Source organism: Pseudomonas sp. BIGb0381, assembly GCF_024809815.1.
Taxonomy (GTDB): Bacteria; Pseudomonadota; Gammaproteobacteria; order Pseudomonadales; family Pseudomonadaceae; genus Aquipseudomonas.
Genome location: NZ_JANUEN010000002.1, coordinates 741,411 through 764,467 on the forward strand (window position 1 = coordinate 741,411; position 23,057 = coordinate 764,467).

Annotated in this window: 15 protein-coding genes; 4 read left to right on the forward strand and 11 right to left on the reverse strand. The window is 64.2% G+C overall.

Annotation, left to right across the window (positions count from 1 at the left end):
* Positions 1-25 precede the first annotated feature (25 nt).
* Entirely contained in the window at positions 26-1,435 is a 1,410-nt protein-coding gene (locus M2397_RS09650; RefSeq protein ID WP_167655799.1) for an OprD family outer membrane porin, read from the reverse strand.
* A gap of 298 nt (positions 1,436-1,733) precedes the next feature.
* Between M2397_RS09650 and M2397_RS09655 the strand changes: the two genes are divergently transcribed.
* Positions 1,734-3,110 (forward strand): VOC family protein, encoded by a 1,377-nt coding sequence (locus M2397_RS09655; protein WP_259242740.1) that lies wholly within the window; start codon positions 1,734-1,736, stop codon positions 3,108-3,110.
* A 256-nt stretch (positions 3,111-3,366) separates the two neighbouring features.
* Here the strand turns inward: M2397_RS09655 and M2397_RS09660 are convergent, their stop codons facing one another.
* On the reverse strand, positions 3,367-3,591 hold the full coding sequence (locus M2397_RS09660; protein ID WP_053128262.1) for a DUF465 domain-containing protein: 225 nt from the start codon (positions 3,589-3,591) through the stop codon (positions 3,367-3,369).
* Between the two features lie 175 nt (positions 3,592-3,766).
* Between M2397_RS09660 and tkt the strand changes: the two genes are divergently transcribed.
* Positions 3,767-5,830 carry a transketolase gene (tkt, locus tag M2397_RS09665; protein WP_259242741.1) on the forward strand — a complete coding sequence of 688 codons (2,064 nt, stop codon included), beginning with the start codon at positions 3,767-3,769 and terminating at the stop codon, positions 5,828-5,830.
* Positions 5,831-5,897: 67 nt separating this feature from the next.
* Here tkt and uvrA read toward each other — a convergent pair whose 3' ends face one another.
* The 7 genes from uvrA to M2397_RS09700 form a co-directional block, all read right to left on the reverse strand.
* On the reverse strand, positions 5,898-8,417 hold the full coding sequence (gene uvrA, locus M2397_RS09670) for an excinuclease ABC subunit UvrA (protein WP_259242743.1): 2,520 nt from the start codon (positions 8,415-8,417) through the stop codon (positions 5,898-5,900).
* Entirely contained in the window at positions 8,414-10,126 is a 1,713-nt protein-coding gene (locus M2397_RS09675; protein WP_259242744.1) for an ATP-binding protein, read from the reverse strand. Before M2397_RS09675 ends, uvrA begins: the two co-directional genes overlap by 4 nt.
* A gap of 109 nt (positions 10,127-10,235) precedes the next feature.
* Positions 10,236-13,307 carry an error-prone DNA polymerase gene (locus tag M2397_RS09680; protein WP_259242745.1) on the reverse strand — a complete coding sequence of 1,024 codons (3,072 nt, stop codon included), beginning with the start codon at positions 13,305-13,307 and terminating at the stop codon, positions 10,236-10,238.
* Between the two features lie 43 nt (positions 13,308-13,350).
* Positions 13,351-14,766: a DNA polymerase Y family protein gene (locus tag M2397_RS09685; RefSeq protein WP_259242746.1), complete on the reverse strand. Its 1,416-nt coding sequence runs from the start codon at positions 14,764-14,766 to the stop codon at positions 13,351-13,353.
* A 7-nt stretch (positions 14,767-14,773) separates the two neighbouring features.
* Positions 14,774-15,388 (reverse strand): translesion DNA synthesis-associated protein ImuA, encoded by a 615-nt coding sequence (gene imuA / locus M2397_RS09690; protein ID WP_259242747.1) that lies wholly within the window; start codon positions 15,386-15,388, stop codon positions 14,774-14,776.
* Entirely contained in the window at positions 15,388-16,005 is a 618-nt protein-coding gene (lexA, locus tag M2397_RS09695) for a transcriptional repressor LexA (RefSeq protein ID WP_131699268.1), read from the reverse strand. The genes imuA and lexA overlap by 1 nt, the downstream gene beginning before the upstream one ends.
* A 114-nt stretch (positions 16,006-16,119) precedes the next feature.
* Positions 16,120-17,028 (reverse strand): LysR family transcriptional regulator, encoded by a 909-nt coding sequence (locus M2397_RS09700; protein WP_131699267.1) that lies wholly within the window; start codon positions 17,026-17,028, stop codon positions 16,120-16,122.
* Between the two features lie 204 nt (positions 17,029-17,232).
* On the opposite strand from M2397_RS09700, the gene M2397_RS09705 reads away from it, so the two are divergent.
* Both M2397_RS09705 and M2397_RS09710 read left to right on the forward strand, forming a co-directional pair.
* Entirely contained in the window at positions 17,233-17,631 is a 399-nt protein-coding gene (locus tag M2397_RS09705; RefSeq protein ID WP_090403294.1) for a helix-turn-helix domain-containing protein, read from the forward strand.
* A 58-nt stretch (positions 17,632-17,689) separates the two neighbouring features.
* Positions 17,690-20,452, forward strand: coding sequence for a helix-turn-helix transcriptional regulator (locus M2397_RS09710; protein ID WP_259242748.1), 2,763 nt, complete (start codon positions 17,690-17,692; stop codon positions 20,450-20,452).
* On the opposite strand, the gene M2397_RS09715 is transcribed toward M2397_RS09710, so the two are convergent.
* Together M2397_RS09715 and M2397_RS09720 are read right to left on the reverse strand one after the other, a co-directional pair.
* Complete coding sequence (locus M2397_RS09715) at positions 20,399-21,922, reverse strand: helix-turn-helix transcriptional regulator (protein WP_259242749.1); 1,524 nt, start codon at positions 21,920-21,922, stop codon at positions 20,399-20,401. The two genes, M2397_RS09710 and M2397_RS09715, sit on opposite strands and share 54 nt — an antisense overlap.
* Positions 21,923-22,017: 95 nt before the next feature.
* The gene (locus tag M2397_RS09720; RefSeq protein ID WP_131699264.1) at positions 22,018-22,968 is read right to left on the reverse strand and encodes a GlxA family transcriptional regulator; all 951 of its coding nucleotides are present in this window, start codon (positions 22,966-22,968) and stop codon (positions 22,018-22,020) included.
* Between the last annotated feature and the right edge of the window lie 89 nt (positions 22,969-23,057).

Sequence of the window (23,057 nt, forward strand, 5' to 3'; positions counted from 1 at the left end):
ATGACGCCCGGGTGCACATGAAGACTTAGAAGATGGCGTAGGTGTAGTTGAAGATCAGGCGGGTCTGGTCCTGGTCGGCGGTGCCGGTGTTTTTGCCGTGATAGGTACCGGTACGCAAGGTGGTACCGAAGCCTTTCAGAGGACCGGCCTGCACCACGTAGTCCAGACGCAAGTCCGTTTCGTTTTCTTTCTGGTCAGGGCCACCGGCGACCTTCGACTTGATATCCGTACCGTCCAGGTAGGCCACGGACGCTTTCAGGCCCGGCACGTAGGCCTTGAAGTCATACGAGTACTGCCCGAAGTTGACCTGCTCGCCCGCCCGGGAGAACTGGCCCACCACCGCATCGGTGAACAGGTAGAAGTCGCTGCCGCCGGCTCCTTGGGCGTGCGGATCGGCGAGGCTGCCCTGGTTGACCCACACAAAGCCGCCATCGTCACCCACGCCAATGTGGCCGAGCATCAAGCTGCTGCCGCCCAGTTGGTAGGTGAACGCGGCACTGTAGGTTTTGTTGTCCACTTCGTTCGCGTGCTTGGCGTAGCCGCCGTTGTTGTTGAACTGGTAGCCACTCTGGCCATTCCTGCCATCGCTGCTGCTGTCGAAGTAACGCAGGTCGGTCTTGAACGACTGGTCATTGCCCAGCGGCAGCACGTGGGCCAGGCCGAAGTAGTTCTGTTTGTAGAAGTCCTGCAACTGGGCGTAGTAGTACTGCAACGTCAGGTTTTTCGCGATGGCGTTGTCGGACGAACCAAACGGCTTGTAGTCCACCCCACCGAATTTGAAGCTGTCGCTGTCGCGCGTACCGCCGGCCACGCTCAAGCCCGTGGAGTTGCTGGAGGCACGGCCTTCGACGCGGTTCAGCTCGCCGCCGGTGAAGGTGACGTTGGGAATATCGCTGGAGGTAAGGATGCCGCCGTCAAAGGTTTGCGGCGCCACGCGGCTGTCGTTGGAGACCAGGATCGGCAGCACCGGCGCCAAACCACCCCCGACATGCAACTCGGTCTGGGAAATGCGGAACTTCACGTTGCCGGCCGCGCGACCGAAGGCATCCGCCGGCTCGGTGCCGTTGTTCCTGGTCGGGAAGAAGCTGTTGCCATTACCCGCCAGGCCAGGGCCTGCGGCGTGACCATCGCCACCGTCCAGGCGCAGGGCGCCGAAGGCCATCACGTCAAAACCCAGGCCAACGGTGCCTTGGGTGAAACCGGATTTGTAGTCGAAACGCAGCGCGGTTGCCGCTTCGCGCAAGTCGTTGTTGGTCCCCGAGCGGTTATCCGCGCTGTAGTACATGGTCCGCGAACTGACGGACGCATGGCTGTCTTCGAGAAAGCCGCTGTGGCCATTGCCCGTGCCCAGCGAGCCGAGCCCGAAGTCATCAGCGTAAGCCTGTTGCGCAAGAACGGCGGCCGTGATCGACAACGCCAGTGTAGAAATTTTCATTAACTGCGGCCCCTGAATGTTTTTTTATCGTGCTTGGCGTGCAAACCCATCGTGGGCTCTGCAAACGTGACGATTCTTTCATGCTGGCCCGGGCGGACCTCGTGAAGCTTTCTTTAGAAAAGCGCCTGGAAAATGAAATTTTCCTGCCGCCGTTTTTTGTCATATTCACGTCATTTCATTCATTTGCAGAATGAAGTCCAGAGGATTCTTCGTTTGCACGCCCGCCCACAGCCCAACAAAATCCAGGCACAGGCCGCGCCCATCTCCACCCATCTCCATCGCCATCAGGAATTTTTCTATGCACACCACCGCACATGTCAGCCCCGACGAGATCCGCAAGGGCTTTTCCAAGGCCATGTCCGACATGTACCGAGATGAAGTTCCCCTGTATGGCGCGCTGATGGAGCTGGTCGCCGAGACCAACACCCACGTACTCGACACCGAACCGGGCTTGGCGCACCAGCTGCAACGCACCGGCGAGATCCAACGCCTGGACATGGAACGCCATGGCGCCATCCGCCTGGGCACTGCGGCGGAACTGGCGACCATCAGCCGCCTGTTCGCGGTGATGGGCATGCAGCCGGTGGGCTACTACGACCTGACCCCCGCCGGCGTACCGGTGCACTCCACCGCCTTCCGCGCCGTGCATGAACGCGCGCTGCAAACCAGCCCGTTTCGCGTGTTCACCTCGCTGCTGCGCCTGGAGCTGATCGAAAATCCCGAGCTGCGTGCGTTTGCCGAAACCGCCCTGGCCAAGCGCTCGATCTTCACCCCCCGCGCCCTGGCGCTGATCGAGCAATCGGAGAAAGACGGCGGCCTCACTGCTGAGGATGCCGATGAGTTTGTGCGCCAGGCCCTGGAAACCTTCCGCTGGCACCACACCGCGACCGTGACCGCCGCGCAGTACCAGCAACTCAGCGACCAGCACCGCCTGATCGCCGATGTGGTGGCCTTCAAGGGCCCGCACATCAACCATCTGACCCCGCGCACCCTGGACATCGATCAGGTCCAGGCCGCCATGCCCGGCAAGGGCATCACCCCCAAGGCCGTGATCGAAGGTCCACCCCGCCGCCAGTGCCCGATCCTGTTGCGCCAGACCAGCTTCAAGGCCCTCGACGAACCCATCGCTTTCATCGATGCCCAGGGCAGCCATAGCGCGCGCTTCGGTGAAATCGAACAGCGTGGCGTGGCGCTGACGCCCAAAGGCCGCGCACTGTACGACCAACTGCTGAATGCCGCGCGGGACGAACTGGGCGCGTTCCCCAACGAGGGCAATGCCGCGCGCTACATGCAATTGATGGAGCAGCACTTCCAGGCCTTCCCGGATACCCACGCGCAAATGCGTGAACAGGGCCTCGCCTACTTCCGCTACTTCGCCACGGAAAAAGGCCTGGCAGCACGCGGCCAGGCCGATCAACCGCGCACGCTGGAGGCACTGGTCGCCGCCGGCCATGTGGATGTCGAACCGTTGGTGTATGAGGATTTCCTGCCGGTGAGTGCGGCGGGGATTTTCCAGTCGAACCTGGGGGACGCGGCGCAGAGTCACTACGCGGTCAATTCGAACCAGGCCGAGTTCGAGAAGGCCCTGGGGCGCAAGACGATTGATGAATTGAAGTTGTATGGCGAGACGCAGCAGCGTTCGATGGATGAATGCACCCGGACACTGCTGGCGTAAAAACAGCAAGTGCCACCCGGCTCACCGGCGCAATCCTTGCGCCGCAACAGTCCCCTGAGCCGGGTGGGCGAGCGGCATCATAGACAGTGGCGTGAATGATGCCCCTAAGGCAATTCTGAATAAATACGCTGTGCTTTTTGTAGGAGCGAGCTTGCTCGCGAAAAACTTGAGAACGCCGCGTTAAATCAGAAGAGCTGCGTAATCGTTGACGTTCTTCGCGAGCAATCTCGCTCCTACCGGTGGGTCAGATTTTCATTTAACCCAATCGCCCCACGATCTCGTCTTTGACCAACAGCCGTTTCTTTTTCAGCTTCTCCACATCCTCATCGCTGGCTTTGGCCGATTCCGCCTTCAACACCTCCCCGTCGGCAGCGTCGTATTGAGTGAGCAGCGAGTCCAGGCGTTTGTCGCTCGCCCTGCGTTCGTGAACGGCTTCCTTGCTCAACCCCAAATCCTGATACAGGTCGTGTTTCACTGGCATGGCGTACCTCCGCAAGTTGATCAATGGCCTACACCCTTGAAGCTAGCCCATTCCAACCGGTCTTGTCATGTTTAGGCTCAATCCATCCCCGTTCGTCGCGGCGCAGGCAATGGGATCAAACCTTTGCCACACCCTGCCCTCAACTGTAGATCGCCACCCGAGGGAGAACGGTTTCATGACTCACGCTGCCACTGCTGTCGACACCCAATGCATCAACACCCTGCGCACCCTGGCCATGGACGCCGTGCAGAAGGCCAACTCCGGCCACCCCGGCACGCCTATGGGCCTGGCGCCGGTGGGCTATACGCTGTGGAGTCGCTTCCTGCGTTACCACCCCGAGCATCCCGACTGGCCCAACCGTGATCGCTTTGTGTTGTCGGTGGGACATGCGTCAATGCTGTTGTATTCGCTGCTGCACCTGGCCGGCGTGGTCGAGATCGATGCCCATGGCAAACGCTCGGGGCAACCGGCGATCAGCCTGGACGACATCAAGCAGTTCCGGCAGATGAGTTCCAAGACCCCCGGGCACCCCGAGTACCGCATGACCACCGGCGTGGAAACCACCACCGGGCCGCTGGGCCAGGGCTGCGCCAACAGCGTCGGCATGGCCATGGCCGAGCGTTGGCTGGGCAAGCGCTTCAACCGCGACGGCCGCGTGCTGTTCGACTACAACGTCTACACCCTGTGCGGTGACGGCGACATGATGGAGGGCGTCAGCAGCGAAGCGGCGTCGATGGCCGGGCACTTGAAGCTGGATAACCTGTGCTGGATCTACGACAACAACACCATCAGCATCGAAGGCCACACCGAGTTGGCCTTCAGCGAGGACGTGATCAAGCGCTTCCAGGCCTATGGCTGGCACACCTTGCACGTCACCGATGCCAATGATCTGCAGGCCTTGAGCGAGGCGCTGAACACCTTCAAGCGCAACACCGGCGCGCCGACCCTGATCGTGGTCGACAGCGTGATCGGCTATGGCTCGCCGCACAAACACAACACCGCCGCCGCCCATGGCGAGCCGTTGGGCGACGATGAAATTCGCCTGACCAAGGCCGCGTATGGCTGGCCCGAAGACTCCAGTTTCCTGGTACCGGACGAAGCCCGCAGTGTGTTGCGTGATGCGCTGCTGGAGCGCAGCCGGCCGCTCTATGAAGCATGGAACCAGCACCTGGCGCAGCTTGAGCAAGCCGAGCCGGCATTGGCCGACGAGTTGCGCCGCATGCGTGCCGGCGAAATGCCGGAGCACTGGCAGGATGACCTGCCTCGCTTCGACACCGACGCCAAGGGCGTCGCCAGCCGCGCCGCCGGTGGCGAAGTGCTGAATGCGTTTGCCCAGCACGTCCCCTGGTTGCTCGGCGGCTCGGCGGATTTGTCGCCGTCGACCAAGACCAACCTCACCTTCGACGGTGCCGGGCGCTTCAGTGCCGACGACTACAGCGGGCGCAACCTGCACTTCGGCATCCGCGAACACGCCATGGGCGCGATTGCCAATGGCATGGCGCTGTCCTACCTGCGGCCGTACACCTCGACGTTCCTGGTGTTCAGCGACTACATGAAGCCGCCGATCCGCCTGGCCGCGATCATGGAGTTGCCGGTGGTGTTCGTCTTCACCCATGACTCGATTGGCGTGGGCGAAGATGGGCCAACCCACCAGCCCATCGAACACTTGACCCAACTGCGGGCCACGCCGGGGTTGCTGACCCTGCGCCCCGGCGACGCGAATGAAACCCTGGAACTGTGGAAGGTCGCACTGGCGCAAACCCACCGGCCAAGTTGCGTGGTGCTGTCCCGCCAGCCGCTGCCGACGCTGGATCGTACGCAGTATGCGGCGGCGTCGGGTGCGGCCAAGGGCGCGTATGTGTTGGCGGGGGCTGATGATCCTAAAGTGATTCTGTTGGCGACGGGCAGTGAAGTCAGCCTGGCGGTTGCAGCCTATGAGCAGTTGAAAAGCGAAGGGATTGCCGCGCAGGTGGTTTCAATGCCCAGCTGGGAACTGTTCGAAGACCAGGACCAGGCCTACCGCGACAGTGTCTTGCCACCGGCAGTGAAGGCCCGGGTGGTGGTGGAACAGGCCGGGCCACTGGGCTGGGACCGCTATGTCGGCCAAACCGGCGCCAAGGTGGTGATGAACAGCTTCGGCGCGTCGGCGCCGCTGGCGAAGTTGCAGGAGAAGTTCGGGTTTACGGTTGAGAACGTGGTGAAGCAGGCCAAGGCACAGATCCAACTGACCCAACGCTGAGCAAAATGCGGGAGGGGCGGTGCGACGATTCGACTTGCCCCCTCCCACATTTGAACCACACCGCCGGTTAGATAAGCTCTCGAGCCAGGAACGGTGCGGTGCGGCTGGTTTTGTTTTTGGCCACCTTCTGCGGTGTCCCACTGGCAACCACCTTGCCGCCCAAATCCCCTGCCCCCGGCCCGATGTCGATCACCCAGTCGCTCTGGGCCACCACGCGCATTTCATGCTCCACCACGACCACCGTATGCCCCGCCTCCACCAGATGATTGAGCTGGCTGAGCAAGCGGTCGACATCCCGTGGGTGCAGCCCGGTGGTGGGTTCGTCCAATACGTACAACGTCGCGCCGCGGGCGTTGCGTTGCAGCTCGGTGGCCAGTTTGATCCGCTGCGCTTCGCCGCCGGACAGTTCCGTCGCCGGCTGCCCCAGGCGCAGGTAACCCAGGCCGATATCCCGCAGCACTTGCAGCGAGCGCAGTACCCCCGGCTGCTCGGCAAACACCTCCACCGCTTGTTCCACGGTCAGCCCCAGCACCTGGGCGATGTTCAAGCCTTGCCATTTGACGGCCAGGGTTTCGGGGTTGTAGCGCGCGCCGTGGCAGGTCGGGCACGGGGCGTACACGCTGGGCATGAACAGCAATTCAACGCTGACAAAACCCTCGCCCTCGCAGTTCGGGCAACGGCCCTTGGCGACGTTAAAGGAGAACTGCCCGGCGTCGTAATCGCGCTTCTTCGCCGCAGGCGTCGCGGCGAACAACTTGCGCACGTTGTCGAACAAACCGGTGTAGGTCGCCAGGTTGGAACGCGGGGTGCGGCCGATGGGTTTCTGGTCCACCTGCACCAGGCGACGGATATGCTCCAAGCCGGCACCGATGCGTCCGCCGCTGGTTTGCGGGGCGTCGTCTTCCAGGCTCGGTTCTTCGTCGCTGTCCACCCGGCTGCCGAGGCCGCTGCCGACCAACTCCAGCAGCGCCTGGCTGACCAGGCTGGACTTGCCCGAGCCGGAAATACCGGTGACCGACGTAAAGCAGCCCAGCGGGAAATCCACGCTCAGGTCCTTGAGATTATTGCGCGTGACGCCTTCCAGGCTCAGCCAGCCGGTGGGTTCACGGCGCGCCTGACTCGCAGGGCGCTTGTCGGCAAACAGATATTCCCGGGTCTGCGAGGCTTCGACGTCCGCCAGGCCGGCAGGCGGCCCGCTATAGAGCACTTGCCCGCCATGTTCACCCGCGGCCGGGCCCACATCGATCAGCCAGTCGGCGCGGCGCATGGTTTCCAGATCATGTTCGACCACAAACAACGAATTGCCCGCCGCTTTCAAGCGTTCAAGCGCGGTGAACAACGCTTCGCCATCCGCCGGGTGCAGGCCTGCCGAAGGCTCATCCAGCACATAGATCACCCCGAACAACTGCGAGCCCAATTGCGTGGCCAACCGCAAGCGCTGCAACTCCCCGGACGACAGGGTCGGCGTGCTGCGCTCCAGGGACAGATAGCCCAACCCCAACTCGATCAAGGTACTGACCCGCTCCAGCAGATCCTCGGCGATGCGCTGGGCCGCGAGGCGTTTTTCCACCGACAGCTTCATCTTGTCCTGCCCCGCCGCCACCGGCCGCAACAACGCGGCCAATTGCGTCAATGACAGTTGCGACAACTCACCAATGTCCACCCCGGCAAACTTCACCGACAGCGCCGCCTTGGTCAACCGCTTGCCATCGCACAACGGGCAGGCGCTGCCTTGCATGAACTGCGAGACACGCTTCTTCATCAGCGCGCTTTGCGTGTGGCTGAAGGTGTGCAGGATGTAGCGCCGCGCGCCGCTGAAGGTGCCCTGGTAGCTCGGCTCCAGTTTGCGTTTCAGCGCTTCGCGGGTCTGCTCGGGGGTGAAGCCGGCATACACCGGCACGGTCGGGGTTTCTTCGGTGAACAGGATCCAGTCGCGCTGCTTTTTCGGCAGGTCGCGCCACGGAACATCCACGTCATAGCCCAGGGTCACGAGGATGTCGCGCAGGTTCTGGCCCTGCCAGGCCAAGGGCCAGGACGCCACTGCGCGCTGGCGGATGGTCAGGGACGGATCGGGCACCATCAGCGCCTCGGTCACTTCATACACGCGCCCCAGGCCATGGCACTGCGGGCACGCGCCCTGGGGCAGGTTCGGCGAAAAGTCCTCGGCGTACAGCATCGCTTGTCCCGCCGGGTAGCTGCCGGCACGCGAATACAACATGCGGATCAGGCTCGACAAGGTGGTGACACTGCCCACCGAGGAACGCGCACTCGGCGTACCGCGCTGCTGTTGCAAAGCCACGGCGGGGGGCAGTCCTTCGATACTGTCCACATCGGGCACGCCGACCTGATCGATCAGCCGTCGCGCATAGGGCGCCACCGATTCGAAATAGCGGCGCTGGGCTTCGGCATACACCGTGGAAAACGCCAGGGACGACTTGCCCGAGCCCGAGACGCCGGTAAACACCACCAGGGCATCCCTGGGAATATCCACGTCGACGTTCTTCAGGTTGTGTTCGCGGGCGCCGCGCACCCGTACAAATCCAAGGTGCTGGGCAGTGATCGGGGGGAGGGTGCGCTGTGAAGTCATGAACAACCTTGTCTGGCGGTGAGCACGCTGCGCAGCCGTTGCGTCAGGGCCTCGGGGCTGTAGGGTTTGCTCAGCAGGTGAATGTCAGCGCTGAGCAGGTGATTGCTGGAGAGAATGTCCCGCGTGTGCCCGGAGGTGAACAGCACCGCCACCGGTGGCGACTGGGCGCGGGCCCAGTCGGCCAGGTCGGTGCTTTTGACGCGGCCGGGCATCACCACGTCGGTGAAGATCAGGTCGGGCCGCGCCCCGTCCTGCAAGGCTTGCATCGCGCGGTCGCCATCCTCGGCGGTCAGCACGGTGTAGCCCGCCTGTTCGAGCAGATCCACCACGATCACCCGTACGTCCTCGTTGTCCTCGACCACCAGGATGGTCTCCTGGCCCACGTCGTGCGGCACGGGTTCAGGGTGAGTCTCCTGGACTTCTTCGCCCAGGCTGCGCGGAAAGTACATTTGCACCACGGTGCCCTTGCCCTCCTCGCTCCACACGTCCACATGCCCACCGCTTTGCCGGACAAAGCCAAACACCATGCTCAAGCCAAGACCGGTGCCGTGGCCGTTGCGCTTGGTGGTGAAAAACGGCTCGAACACCCGCGCCAGGATCGTCGCCGGCATGCCCACGCCAATGTCCGTGACGGCCAGGCGCACATACTCGCCCGGCTTGATGCTTTTGCCGATGCAATCCCTGGGGTTGAGGATGATGTTTTCGCCGGTGATGCGAATCACGCCCTCGCCTTTCATGGCATCGCGGGCATTGATCGCCAGGTTGAGCAACGCATTTTCCAGCTGGTTGCGGTCGACGTTGATGCACCAGGAGTCCTGCGGCAACTGCACATCGATATGAATGGTTTCGCCGAGTGCGCGTTGCAGCAACTCGCCCAGCCCGGCATAGATGCGCTGCGGGTTATACACGGCCGGTGACAACGGTTGGCGACGGGCAAAGGCCAACAGTTGCGACGACAGTTTGGCGCCACGCTCCACCGCCGCGATGGCCGCCGTGACGCGCCGCTGTACCTGGGCATTCTCCGGTTCATGGCGGGCCAGTAAATGCAGGTTGCCGGCGATCACTTGCAGCAGATTATTGAAGTCATGGGCCACGCCACCGGTCAGGCCGCCGATGGCCTCGAGCTTTTGCGCCTGGCGCAGTTGGTCTTCGGCGGCGGAACGCGCCTGGACTTCAGCGGCCACGCGCTGCTCCAGGTTATGGGTCAGCTCCTGGCGCAAGCGTTCGGAATGCACATGGGCGGTGGTCTCCACCACAATCGCCAGCACGCCGGCCGGTTGCTGGTCGTCGCCAGGGACGGGGCTGTAGTAGAGATCCAGCCACACCGTTTCCGGCTGGCCGTTGCGCAGCAGCACCAGGTCCTTGTTGTTGAACGACAAGGTGCCGCCGGCCAGGCAGGTGTCCACCACATGGCGGTTGAAGTCGGCCACTTCCGGCCAACCCAGCTCCACCGGCGAGCCGAGCAAATACGGATGGCGGCCACCGGCGAACACCGAATAGCTGTCGTTGTAGATCATGTACCCGGCCCGGCCCCACAGCATCACCATGGGCACGGGGGACGCCAGCATCATCTGCACGGTACAGGCGAGGCTGGTGGACCAGCGGTCAAGCGGTCCCAGGTCGGTGCTTGACCAGTCAAATGCGCGAATTCGCTGGGCCATTTCGCCGGCCCAACCTTCACAGCCGTGGGGATTGGATAAGAATTGCATCGTTCGGCTCTGCGCAGAGAAAGGACAGTCGCAATTTTTTGAGCGCATCAAGGGTCGATGGTTTCATTTTGTATAAATTAGGGGTTAATCACCGCAAGCGCTACCGGCCTCAGTGAAAATCCCGGCTGCGCACCGTGATGCCTTCCAGCAGCGGCGTCAGGTCGGTCAGGCGCCCGGCGATCAGGTGCCGCACCTCGCCCACCGCCTCCCAGCGTCCGTCCACCTTGAGCAGGCGCGAACCCACCAAGACCTGGCGCTGACGTTCGGCCAGGTCGCGCCAGACCACCACGTTGAGGTTGCCGAATTCATCTTCGAGGGTGACAAAGGTCACGCCACTGGCAGTGCCGGGACGCTGGCGACCGGTCACCAGCCCGGCAACGCTGACAGTGCGGCCATGTTCCACCGCCATCAGTTCGTTCGAGCTGCGGCAGCGCCGTTTACGCAGCTCGGCGCGCAACAGCGCCAACGGATGCGGGCCAAGGGTGGTGCCGAGCAGGGCGTAATCGGCATGCAGGTCCTCGCCCACCGTCGGTGTTGGCAGTTCCACCCGTGCTTCATCGGGGCTGGGAAGGCCTGCAAATAACCCTAGCTGCTTATGCACCCCAGCCACGGCCCAGCGCGCCGTATGCCGATTGCCGGCCAGCGCGCGCAAAGCCCCGGCATCCGCCAGCAAGGCCTGGGCACGCGCCTCCAGGTCGGCGCGCTGGTCCAGGTCGGCAATGTCGCTGAACGCCCGGCGCTGGCGGGCGGCTTCGATACGCCGCCCATCCTCTTCGCGAAACCCCGAGATCATGCGCAAGCCCATGCGAATCGCCGGTTGCTGGCCGTCTATGGGTTCCAGGCTGCAATCCCAGTCGCTGGCCTGCACATCCACCGGACGGATCTGCAAACCATGGCGCCGCGCATCCTGCAGGATCTGGTCCGGGCTATAGAAACCCATGGGCCAGCTGTTGATCAGCGCACAGGCGAAGGCCGCCGGCTCATGGCATTTGAGCCAGCAACTGGCGTAGGTCAGCAAGGCGAAACTGGCGGCGTGGGACTCGGGGAAACCATAGCTGCCAAAGCCCTTGATCTGCTCGAATATCTGCGCGGCAAAAGCCTCGGTGTAGCCATTCTTCAGCATGCCGGTGCGCAGGCGTGCTTGATGCGGTTCCAGGCCACCGTGACGTTTCCAGGCGGCCATGGAACGGCGCAACTGGTCGGCCTCGCCGGGGCTGTAGTCGGCGGCGACCATGGCGATCTGCATCACTTGCTCCTGGAACAACGGGATGCCCAGGGTACGCTTGAGCACCGCCTCAAGCTCCGGCGACGGATAGGTGGTGGGCTCCTCTTCGTTACGTCGGCGCAGGTACGGATGCACCATGCCGCCCTGGATCGGCCCGGGGCGCACGATGGCCACCTCGATCACCAGGTCGTAGAATTTTTGCGGCCGTAACCTGGGCAACATCGACATCTGCGCCCGCGACTCGATCTGGAACACGCCAATGGTGTCGGCCTTGCTGATCATCGCGTAGGTGGCCGGGTCTTCCTTGGGGATCGTCGCCAGGGAAAAGTCCAGATGGCGATGGCGACGCAGCAGATCGAAACAGCGACGGATCGCGCTGAGCATGCCCAGGGCGAGAATATCCACCTTGAGCAGGCCCACGGCGTCGAGGTCATCCTTGTCCCACTGGATGATGGTGCGCTCGGCCATGGCGGCGTTTTCCACCGGTACCAGGGTGTCCAGCGGGTACTCGGAAATCACGAAGCCACCGGGGTGCTGGGACAGGTGCCGGGGAAAACCGATCAGTTGCTGGGTGAGCGTCAGTACGCGGCGCAGGATCGGGCTGTCCGGGTCGAAGCCGCCTTCGCGCAAGCGTTCCAGGGGCGGCGCATCGTCACTCCAGCGTCCGCAGCATTCGGCCAGCGCGTTGATCTGGTCCGGCGGCAAGCCCAGGGCCTTGGCCACATCGCGCACCGCACCGGCTGCGTGGTAACTGCTGACCACCGCCGTCAGCGCCGCGCGCGTGCGGCCATAGCGCTGGAACACGTACTGCAGCACTTCTTCGCGGCGTTCGTGTTCGAAGTCGACGTCGATGTCCGGCGGCTCGTTGCGCTCGCGCGACAGGAAACGCTCGAACAGCATGTTCATCAGGCTCGGGTTGATCTCGGTGATCCCCAAGGCAAAACACACCGCCGAGTTGGCCGCAGAGCCGCGCCCCTGGCACAGGATCGAACGGCTGCGCGCGAAGCGCACGATGTCGTGCACGGTGAGAAAGTAGCTTTCGTAGCCCAGCTCGCTGATCAGTTCCAGTTCGTTGTTGATCTGCTGCAAGGTCTTGGCGTCGACTCCTTGCGGCCAGCGCTGGGCGATGCCTTCTTCGGTGACGGCGCGCAGCCAGGATTTGGCGTCATGGCCCTCGGGCACCAGCTCGCGCGGGTAGTGATAGCGCAACTGGCCAAGGTCGAAGGTGCAACGGCGCGCGATGTTAAGGGTCTCGTCGAGCAAGGCTTGCGGGTACAGCGCGTCCAGCGCCTCGATGCTGCGCAGGTGGCGCTCGCCATTGGGATGCAGGCGCGTGCCGGCTTCGGCCACCGGCACGTGATGGCGGATCGCGGTCATGGTGTCTTGCAGGGCGCGGCGGCCGCGCGCATGCATATGCACATCGCCGCAGGCCACAGCCGGGATATGCAGGCTGGCGGCCAGTTGCAGGCGTTGCTCCAGATGCCGCGCATCGTCCTGGCCGCAGTGCAGGTGCACCGCCAGCCACAGGCGTTCGGCGAAGGTACGGCACAACCACTGAATGGAGGCCTGTGTGTCGCTGTCTTCGGCAATCCATAGCGCCAGGAGGCCGTTGAGGGGGCGTTCGAAGTCTTCTTGCAGCAGGCGATAACTGCCCTTTTCAGCGCGGCGGCGGGCCAGGGTAATCAGGCGGCACAGGGACTGGTAGCCGCTGAGGTCCTGCACCAGCAGCACCAGTTTCGGGCCGTTCTCGATGCGCACTTCGCTGCCGATAATCAGCGGCAAGCCCACCGCCTTCGATGCCTGCCAGGCCCGCACAATGCCCGACAAAGTGCATTCATCGGTGATCGCCAGGGCGCTGTAACCCTGGCGTTTGGCCCGTTCGAACAACTCCAGCGCGCTGGAGGCACCGCGCTGGAAGCTGAAGTTCGTCAGGCAATGCAGCTCGGCGTAACTCATGGCCACCGCCTCCTACAGAAGGCCGGTTGCAGCCTATGGGGACTCATGCGAACCAGCCTTGCAGCCACAGCCCATCGCTTTGCCCCACGCTGCGATAGGCCCAGCCTTGCTGGCCGGCGCGGGTACGGATCAGGTAGTAGTCGCGGCGAATATCGGCGCCGTCCCACCAGCCGGATTCGATGCGCTCCGGCCCCATGAGGATCTGCACGCCCTGCTCGGCCAGCAAGGTCGGTTCGTTAAGCAACCAGCCGGGACGCTGGACCTTGTTCAAGGTGACGCACGGGCTTTTATCCGCCGCCATTTGCCAGGCGCATTCGGGGCGATGGTCGGCATGGAAGCGCAGGCCTTGCACCGCCTCATCCCCCAGGCGGGCCCGCAGGCGTTCGCGCAGTTGCTCCCACGGCAAGGTCTGTTGCGGGCGATCGTCGAACAGGTCCTGGCGTTGCGGCACGAACACCGGCAGGTCCTGGGCCACCAGGCGAAAGCCGCGCACCGGTGAAGTGACCTGTACCTGCTCCAGGCGCCCACGGGCCAGTTCGAACAGCATCGCCGGTTCGCGCTCGGCGCTGAGCAGGCCGACCTTGATCACGCTGTCCGGCGCCTGGGCATGTTCCAGGTGCAGGTCGAAGCGTTGCACGCCACTGTCGCGACCGCAGAGGAAGGCCGAGAGGTCGCCGGTCAAACGCCGCAGGGGGAATAACAAGGCCTGGTGGGATTGCACATCGAAATTCAACTCGATGCGCACATCGAACTGGTCCGGCGGCTGATAGAACGCCAAGGCCAATGGTCGTTGCCCGGTCAACGCATCCAAGTGCTTGAGCAGGCCGGCGTCAAAGCGCCGCGCCAGGGTGTGCCGGGGCAACGCCTGTACCTGGGCCAGGGTACGCAGGCCCATGCGCGACAACGCGGTGGCCGCTTGCGGGTCGAAGCCGGCGCGGTCGATGGGCAATGGCGCCAGGGCCTGGAGCAACGCATCCTCATCGGCCACGGCCAAGCCATCGTAGAGATTGGCCAGCACCCGCGCCGCCGCCGGGTTGGGCGCGGCGACGATACGGTGACGAAAGCCCAGCTCGGTCAGTTCCTGGCGCAAGCGTGCCTCGAACTGTGGCCAAGGCCCGAACAGGCCCAGGCTCGATTCGATCTCGAACAACAAGGCGCGCGGGTAATACACGCTGACCTGGGAGCTGAAGCGGTAGGCCCAGGCCGCCAGGAATTGCTGCCAGCGTTCGATTTGCACGGGGTCGTATTCGGCGCTGGCAAAGGTCTTGGCCAGGGCATGGGCGGCCGTCAGCGATTGACCGGGACGCAGGCCCACTGCGCGGGCGGCGTCATTGACGGTTTGCAGCACGCGCCGCTGCGGCGTGCCGGCCAGCAGCGCCAGGGGTTGGTCGGGCTCGGGGTGCAGGCGCTGCACCCCGTCCAGCGCCAATTGCGGGAAGACAATACACACCCAGCGCATGGCAACCTCAGTGCCCCGCCAGTGCAATCGGCGCCGGGTGAGCCAAACCGCCCCGGCACTTGAGCACCCGCACCTGGGCAGGTTTGGCCTCGACGGCCAGGCGCAGGGCGGCGGGTGAAGCGTTGATCGCTTCACTCAAGGCGCGCCAGGCAAACGCCAGGGTCTGCCCGGTTTCCGCGGCCACCTGCAAGCGACGCAAGGCGCGGTCATCCGCCTTGCGCGGCCAGCACAGCACCGCGCCGCAACTGCCGGAGCGCAGGCACTGCTCCACCGCCCACAACACATCGCGCGCCTCGGCCTGGACCACCGACAGCTGGCGCAAATCCACCCCGGCGTTCTGCCAGGCGTGGGGGTACGGGGTGTAGGGCGGCGCCACCAGCACAATGCGCTCCCCCGCCGCCGATAATCGCGCGAGGGTCGGCAGCACCAGTTGCAGTTCGCCCACGCCTTCCATGGCCATGAGGATTTCGCTCAAGGCCGACTCCGGCCAGCCGCCCGTGGGCAGCACCGCATCCAGCGCCGCCAGCCCCGTGGGGTGTACGCTGGCCGGGGGCGCGGCAGGCCGGCCTTTCCAGACGCGACCGCCATTGAACAGCGTGTCCAGTGCAATCACGGCGCCCATCAGCCTTGCCTCACCAGGCCGCAGAATACCCCTTCGATGGCCAGGTCCTGGTCGGGGCCTACCACGATAGGTTCGTATGCGGGGTTACGCGGCAGCAGACGCACACGCTCGCCACTGCGTTCGAAACGCTTGATGGTGACTTCGCCGTCCAGGCGCGCCACCACAATCTGCCCGTTCACGGCTTCGGCACTGCGGCGGACGCCCACCAGGTCGCCGTCGAGGATGCCGTCTTCGATCATCGAATCACCTTGCACCCGCAACAGGTAATCCGGGGTTTTCGCGAAAGTAGCGGGGTCGAGTTGCAGGCGGCTGTGCACTTCGGCATCCGCGCCGATGGGCAGGCCTGCTGCCACTCGGCCGAGCACCGGGACATCCAGCCACTCCGGGCGCATGGGCTGGTTGAGCAAACGGATACCACGCGCCTGGTTGGGGTTGACCTCGATGAAGCCGGCCTCGGTCAGGGCCACTACGTGTTTACGCGCGACGCTGCGAGAGGCAAAGCCGAACGCCTCGGCGATCTCGGCGAGGCTGGGGGGTTGGCCTTGCTGCGCGATACGGTCGCGGATGAAGGTCAGGATGGCGGTGCGGCGGGGGGTCAGGGTTGTCATGGAGTACATTTGTACTCTTTTGGGAAATTTCTTACAAGGACCGGTAGTCGGGGTTGGGGGGTTATGCACATTTAACCGAGTACACCAGGCTCACAACTCCGGTCGGCCCAGAAGCCGCCAAGCTCACCCCCCTCCCGCCATATGCTGCGCAATCCTGCCCCTCAACCACCGCTCCGCCGGGTCATTGTCATGCACCCCACTCCACACCATCGACAACTCCGCCGCATCAATCGCAAACGGCGGATCCTCTGCCCGCAGCGCCGTGCCCTCGGTCAACGCACACGCCGCATAGTCCGGCACCGTCGCAATAATCTGTGTACCGGCCAGCAACGCCCGCAAGCCACTGAATTGCGGCACCGCCAGCACCACCCGGCGGGCACGGCCGATACGCGCCAGGTCCAGGTCGATATTGCCGCTCAAGTCTCCCGAGAACGACACCATCGCATGGGGCCGCGCGCAATAGTCGTCGAGGGTCAGCGGTTCAACGCCGTCATCACCGCGCAGTACCTTGCAGGGAATGTCCCGCAGTTTCTTGCGCTTGGCATTCGCCGGCAGTTCAGTGGTGTAGCTCACGCCTACCGAGATCTCGCCACTGGCCAGTAATGCGGACATCAGCAGGTAATTGGCGCGGCGTACCACCACGATGATGCCCGGGGCTTCTTCACGCAGTTGGCTGAGCAACGGCGGGAACAGGCCGAACTCGGCGTCGTCGGACAGGCCGATGCGGAACACCGCACAGCTGGTGGAGGGGTCGAAGTCCTTGGCGCGGCTGACTGCGCCTGAAATGGTGTCCATGGCCGGTTGCAGCTCCTTGAGTATCGCCACGGCGCGCGGCGTGGGCTCCATGCCCCGGCCGTTGCGCAGCAGCAACGGGTCGTCGAACAAATCTCGCAGCCGACCCAAGGCCGCGCTCACCGCCGGTTGGCCCATGAAGAGCTTTTCGGCGACCCGGGTCAGGTTCTTCTCGAACATCAGCGCTTCGAAAATCACCAACAGGTTCATATCGACGCGGCGCAGGTCGTTGCGGTTCATGGCGGTATCCAAACGGTTAGCAGGCTGCCAGCTAAGCAGGCAAAACACTGCCTGGATTGCATGCCTGTGCTGTCTTTTTCGTGACCGAACCTGGCGAAATTAACAACGATTAACTCGCCAGCCAGACGGTGCGGCGCCAAAAATGAGCCGGTCTACACTGCATCCATTCACCGGGAACGCTCCCATCGACTGCGGATATTCGTCATGGCCCGACCTGCGTACTGTGCTCCTCGCTTATCCGCTACCGGCGGCCTGTGCCCCCGGCGCGAGCGGATCGCCAAGCAATTGATCCTCGCCAACCTCGGCGAAAGCCTGGCGATTGCCGACCTGGCCCAAGCCTGCGCCCTGTCGCGCAGCCATTTTTCCCGCGCATTCAAGTGCACCACCGGGCTGTCGCCCCAGGAATGGATACGCCAGCAGCGCATCCAGCGGGCCAAGGAACTGATCACCGGTTCCTCCTTGAGCCTCACGCAAATCAGCCTGGAGTGCGGGTTTTGCGACCAGGCGCATTTCTGCCATATGTTCACGCGCAGCGAGGGCGTCAACCCGATGACCTGGCGAAATCACCAACTGCGTCACAAGCCTCAAGAGATCGCTGCCTAGTGGTCTGCATGCACCTGGAATATGCTGGCCGCTTACTTTTCCCAGAGCATGGCCACCCATGAGTGCCCCACGCGACCAGGCCGTGCATTTCGGTCCTTACCGTATCCACCCGCGCCAGCGCCTGGTGCTGGAGGCCGGTCGCCCGTTGCGCTTGGGCCGGCGGGCAATGGACATCCTGCTGATCCTGTTGGAGCAGGCCGGCACTGTGGTGAGCAAGCAGGAACTGATCGCCCGGGTCTGGCCCAAAAGCGTGGTGGAAGACGGCAACCTGCGGGTGCATATGGCAGCGCTGCGCAAGGCCCTGGGCGATGGCCAGGCCGGGCAGCGCTATATCGTCACGGTGGCCCAGCGGGGCTACAGTTTTGTAGCACCACTGAGCATCGAGCCGATGAGCCTACCGACCGAAGGCGCGCCCCCACGCCCGGGCCACAACCTGCCGTTGCGACGCACGCGCATGCTCGGCCGCCAGGCCCTGATCGACAGCCTGGTGCAGCAGCTGCCCGAGCAACGCTTTATCACCCTGACCGGCGCCGGCGGCATCGGCAAGACCACCGTCGCCTTGCGCGTGGCGGAATTGTTGATCGGACATTACCGCGACGGTATTCGCCTGTTGGACCTGGCGCCTCTCAGTGCACCGTCGATGATCCTGCCCAATCTCGCCGCGCTGCTCGACCTCACCCACACTGAGCACGAACCGCTGGCTGTGTTTGCCCGCCGTCTGCAGGAGCACCAATTGCTGCTGGTGATCGACAACTGCGAACACCTGCTGGACGACATCGCGCTGATCAGCGAGACCCTGCTGCGCCACGCGCCCAAATTGCACATCCTCACCACCAGCCGCGAGGCATTGCGCGCCGAGGGCGAGTCGGTGCAACGCCTGGAGCCCCTGGCCTGCCCGCCCGCCACCGGCAACCGCGCCCAGGCCCTGGGCTATCCGGCCCTGCAACTGCTGATCGAGCGGGCCATGTCCCATCAGGACAGCTTCGAACTGAGCGAAGCCGAACTGCCCCTGGCTATCGACATCTGCCAACGCCTGGACGGCATCCCCCTGGCAATCGAGTTGGTGGCCGCGCAGATCGAGCGCTTCGGCCTGCCCGGCCTGCTGGTGCAAATGGAAGACAACTTCCGCCTGCTCACCCGTGGCCGGCGCAGCGCCCTGCCCCGCCATCAAACCTTGCGCGCCACCCTGGACTGGAGCTTTGAACTGCTCACCGGCTGCGAGCAAATCTGCCTGCGTCGCCTCGCGGTGTTCCGGGGTGGCTTCAGCCTGGCCAGTGCCGCAGCGGTGATCGCCGGGCAACAGGTTGCGCCGGTCGCGGTACTGGGTTCGATCACCCAACTGGTGGCGAAATCCTTGCTCAATGTGGAGGCTGGGGATGACGAGGTGATCTATCGCCTGCTGGACATCACCCGCACCTACGCCCTGGAAAAACTCAGCGTCGCCAATGAACTCGACGCCACGCGTGAACGCCACGCCAACCGTTGCCTGGTCCTGATGAACCAGGCGCAGGCCGATTGGGAACAGACGGCCACCCAAACCTGGATCGACCGCTATGCCCCGCTGCGCGAAGACATTCGTGCCGCCCTCGACTGGGGCCTGGGCGACCAGGGCGTCCACCTGCTGGGCATTCGTCTCACCGTCAGCGCCATGCCGTTGTGGCAGGAGCTATCGCTGCTGCGCGAACACGGCCTGTACGTGAGCAAGGCCCTGGCGCGGCTGGGGCAATCGAGCACGCCGAGCCCGCACTTGAACATGGCCCTGCAGTTGGCCTTCGGCAGTTTTTCCTATCACACCCTGGGCGGTACGCCGCAGACCATCGAAGCCTTTGCCCATGCACGGCGCCTGGCCGAAGCCGACAGCAACCTGGTCGGTCAACTGCGCGCGGTGTCGGGGCAAATGACGGTCAGCCTGTGCGGTGGCAACTACCGCGAGGCCCTGGAGCAAAGCCTGCATTTCGACCGGTTGGGGCCTCAGGCCGAGCCGTTGCTGGCCCTCAGCGCCCAACGCCTGAGGGTGCTGGCGCAGCACTTCGCCGGCCACCAGGCGCTGGCGCAGCAGAATGCCGAACAGGTGATCCAGCGCATGGCCCAGAGCGGCCATCTCAACCGGTTTACCCACGGCTTTGGCGTGCAATACGACCAGAGCGTGGCCTCGTTGACCATCCTCGCACGCATCCTGTGGCTGCGCGGTTTCCCCGACCGCGCGTGGCGCACCGCAAGCCAGGCACTGGCGCTGGCATTGCAGATCAATCACGGCACGTCGATTTGCTACACCCTGGCCCTGGCCGGGGTGGTCATCGCCCACTACAACGGCGACTCCGTCGCAGCCCGCGACCAGTTGGACCTGCTGCTGCAGCAGGCGCAAAAGCATTCGGTGCAGTTGTTCCACACCTGGGCGCAGTGCTACGAAGGCACGGCGCAGATCGACGATAGGCAGGGGTTGGGGCTGGTCGAAGACATCCTGGTGACCTTCAACGCCCGTGCAGTGGGTGACGCCTTGTTCGAACGCGCCCGGTGCGGTGCGGCCGGCTGGTGCAGCGCGGAAATCCTGCGCGTGCGCGCCGAGTCCATGCCCGACATCCACGGGGCTGAGGCACTGCTGCTCGAAGCCCTGGGCCTGGCACACCAGCAAGGCGCGCTGGCCTGGGAGCTGCGCTGTGCGGACTCCTTGGCGCGGCTGTGGCAAAAGCAGGGTCGTGTGCAGGCCGCCCGCGACCTGCTGGGTTCGGTCTACGCGCGATTTACCGAAGGCTTCGCCACCCAGGACCTAGTCCGCGTACGCTGCCTGCTCGACGAGTTGCAGGACAAACGGCCGGCCTGAAAACGTCCCCAGGTAATGCCCATAACCCTGCTGCAAACGGGCAACCTGCTGCGGGTTGCGCAGGAGTGCCAGGCCATAGCTGCGCACGCTGTTGAGCAGGCGATAGCGCGGATAACCCGGACCGGGTTCGAGGCTCAACAGCGAGGTACCGACCAGGCGCGTGAGCAAATACGACAAGTCGGCGTGTTCCAGCTCTGTGCCGGCGACCAGCTGATTCAGGGTGGGCGCGGTCACGGCCATCTTGAACAGGCTCAATTGCAGGAACAGCCAGCGCTCCGGCAGGCTCAGGCGCTCGTAGGTCCAGTCCAGGGCGGCGGCCAGGGATTGGTGGCGCTCCACCGCCGTGCGGCGGCCCCGGGCCAGTACCTGCAATCCACTGTGCAACTGCGCCTGTAAACCACGTACGCCCAGCGCGTCCACCTGGGCGGCCGCCAGTTCAAGGGCCAGGGGAATACCGTCGAGGCGCCGGCAGATGTCTCGCAACGGCGTCAGATCCTGTTGGCGCAACACAAAGCCCTGTTGACCGGCGCACGCCCGTGCGACGAACAGTTGCACGGCGGGGAACGCCATCGCCTGTTCAATACTGCCCACCGCCGACGGCGCCGGCACGGCCAATGGGGGCACGCGCAGCACCCATTCGCCTGGGGCCTGCAACGCTTCGCGACTGCTGACCAGCACGCTGACCTGGGGCGCGTTCTCGCGCAGCGCCCGCAAAAGATGTCGACAGGCACCGAGCAACAGGTCGGCGCCGTCGAGTACCAGCAGCAATTGCCGGGACACCAGCTGGCGGCACAACTCAGTGACACTGCCGCTGGGTTCCAGATGCAGGATCGTGGCCAGATGGCGCAGCATCATCAGCGGCGCCTCCACCGTGGCCAGGTCGACCCACCACACACCGTCGCGGTAACGTGGCAACACGCGCTCGGCCAGGGCCTGGGCCAAGGTGCTCTTGCCCACGCCGGCGCAACCGGTCAGGGTCATCAGGCGCTGCCCGGACACACGCCGAACCAGCACACCCAGCAGTTCATCGCGACCGATCACCGGGCTGAGCCGGGTGCCGAGGTTATGCCGGGGCAACACCGTGGCGGCCGCAACCTCCACGGGTGCAACAAAACAGTAACCGCGCTGGGGGTCATTGAGGATAAGGCGTTGCCCGTCGAGGGCACGGCGCAGTGCGGCGATGTGCACCCGCAGGTTGTTCTCCTCCACCACGCTGCACGGCCAGACCCGCTCGATCAAGGTAGCCTTGCTGATGAATTGCCCTGGCGACTCCAGCAGTACCGCGAGGATATCCAACGCCCGCCCACCCAACGGCACCGGCCAACCCGCCTTGCTCACCAGCCGCTGCTGCCGGTGAAACGCATAGGCGCCGAAGCGCACCGTGCCATCCGCGTCAATCGCCTGAGGCTCATTCATGTCTGCAATCGCGCTGAAACGCCCGGTCTTGGGCATCCGCGCATCCTTTTCCATGGGCTCGACGTTATCTTGCCAGCTACCTGTAACAGGGCAATGCTGGCACAGGGAGCGATACGGACAATCGGGTGCGCGAGACGGACATCCCGTCGTTAACTGAACTGTTGGCGGTATTGGGTAGGGTTCAAGCCGAGTTTTTCACTGAATAGAAAGCGCATGTGCCGCACGCTGCCGAAGCCTGCATGGAACGCCACGGTCTTGAGCGGCAGGTCGGTGGTTTCCAGCAGTTGCCGGGCGCGGTCGATGCGCGCGCCCTGCAGGAAGGCCATGGGCGTCATCTGCACGTCCTTGGCGAACAACCGGGCAAAGTGGCGTGGGCTCATGCCAGCCAGTTCGGCCATGGACTCGATGGTGAAGGGCTGGTCCAGATGGGCGAGCACATGGTTCTGCACGCGGGTGATCGCGGTTTCCTGGGGCGCCACGGACGCCGTCATCGGACTGAACTGGGCCTGGCCGCCCTGGCGTTTCATCACCACCAGCAGCACCTTGGCCACATCCACCGCCACTTGCTTGCCATGGTCCTGGGCGACGATCGACAGCGCCAGATCGATACCGGCGGTGACCCCGCCCGAGGTAATCAACCGCCCATCCTGCAGGTAGATGCGATCCGTCTCGACGATGGCCTTGGGGAAGGCCTTGATCAGGCGTTCGGTGTAGTGCCAGTGGGTGGTCACGCGGCGTTCGTCGAGCAGCCCGGCGTGGCCCAGCACAAAGGCTCCGGTGCAGATCGAGCCGAAGCGCCGCGCCCGTGGCGCCGCCGCCTTGAGCCAGGGCAGCAGCGACGGGTGGCATTCGTTATAGGCACCCGGGCCGCCGGGCACCAGCAGCAGGTCATAAGCCGCCTGGGCCTGGTCCAGCAGCAGGTCAGTCTGGACCATCACCCCATTGGAGGCGCGCAACGGACCGGGCTCGGTACCCAGGGTGAGAATCTGGTAATGCTCCGCCGCCGGCAGGTAGCGGTTGGCAATGGAAAACACTTCGAGCGGCCCGGCCATGTCCAGCAGGAGGAAGTCCGGGAACAGCGCCATGGCCACGGTTTTCATACGGGAAGAATCCATCGAGGGAAGAAAGCGGCGGATATTATGACACGCCTTTTTATTGTCAACATATAGGGGACAGTTATTCAGATTCC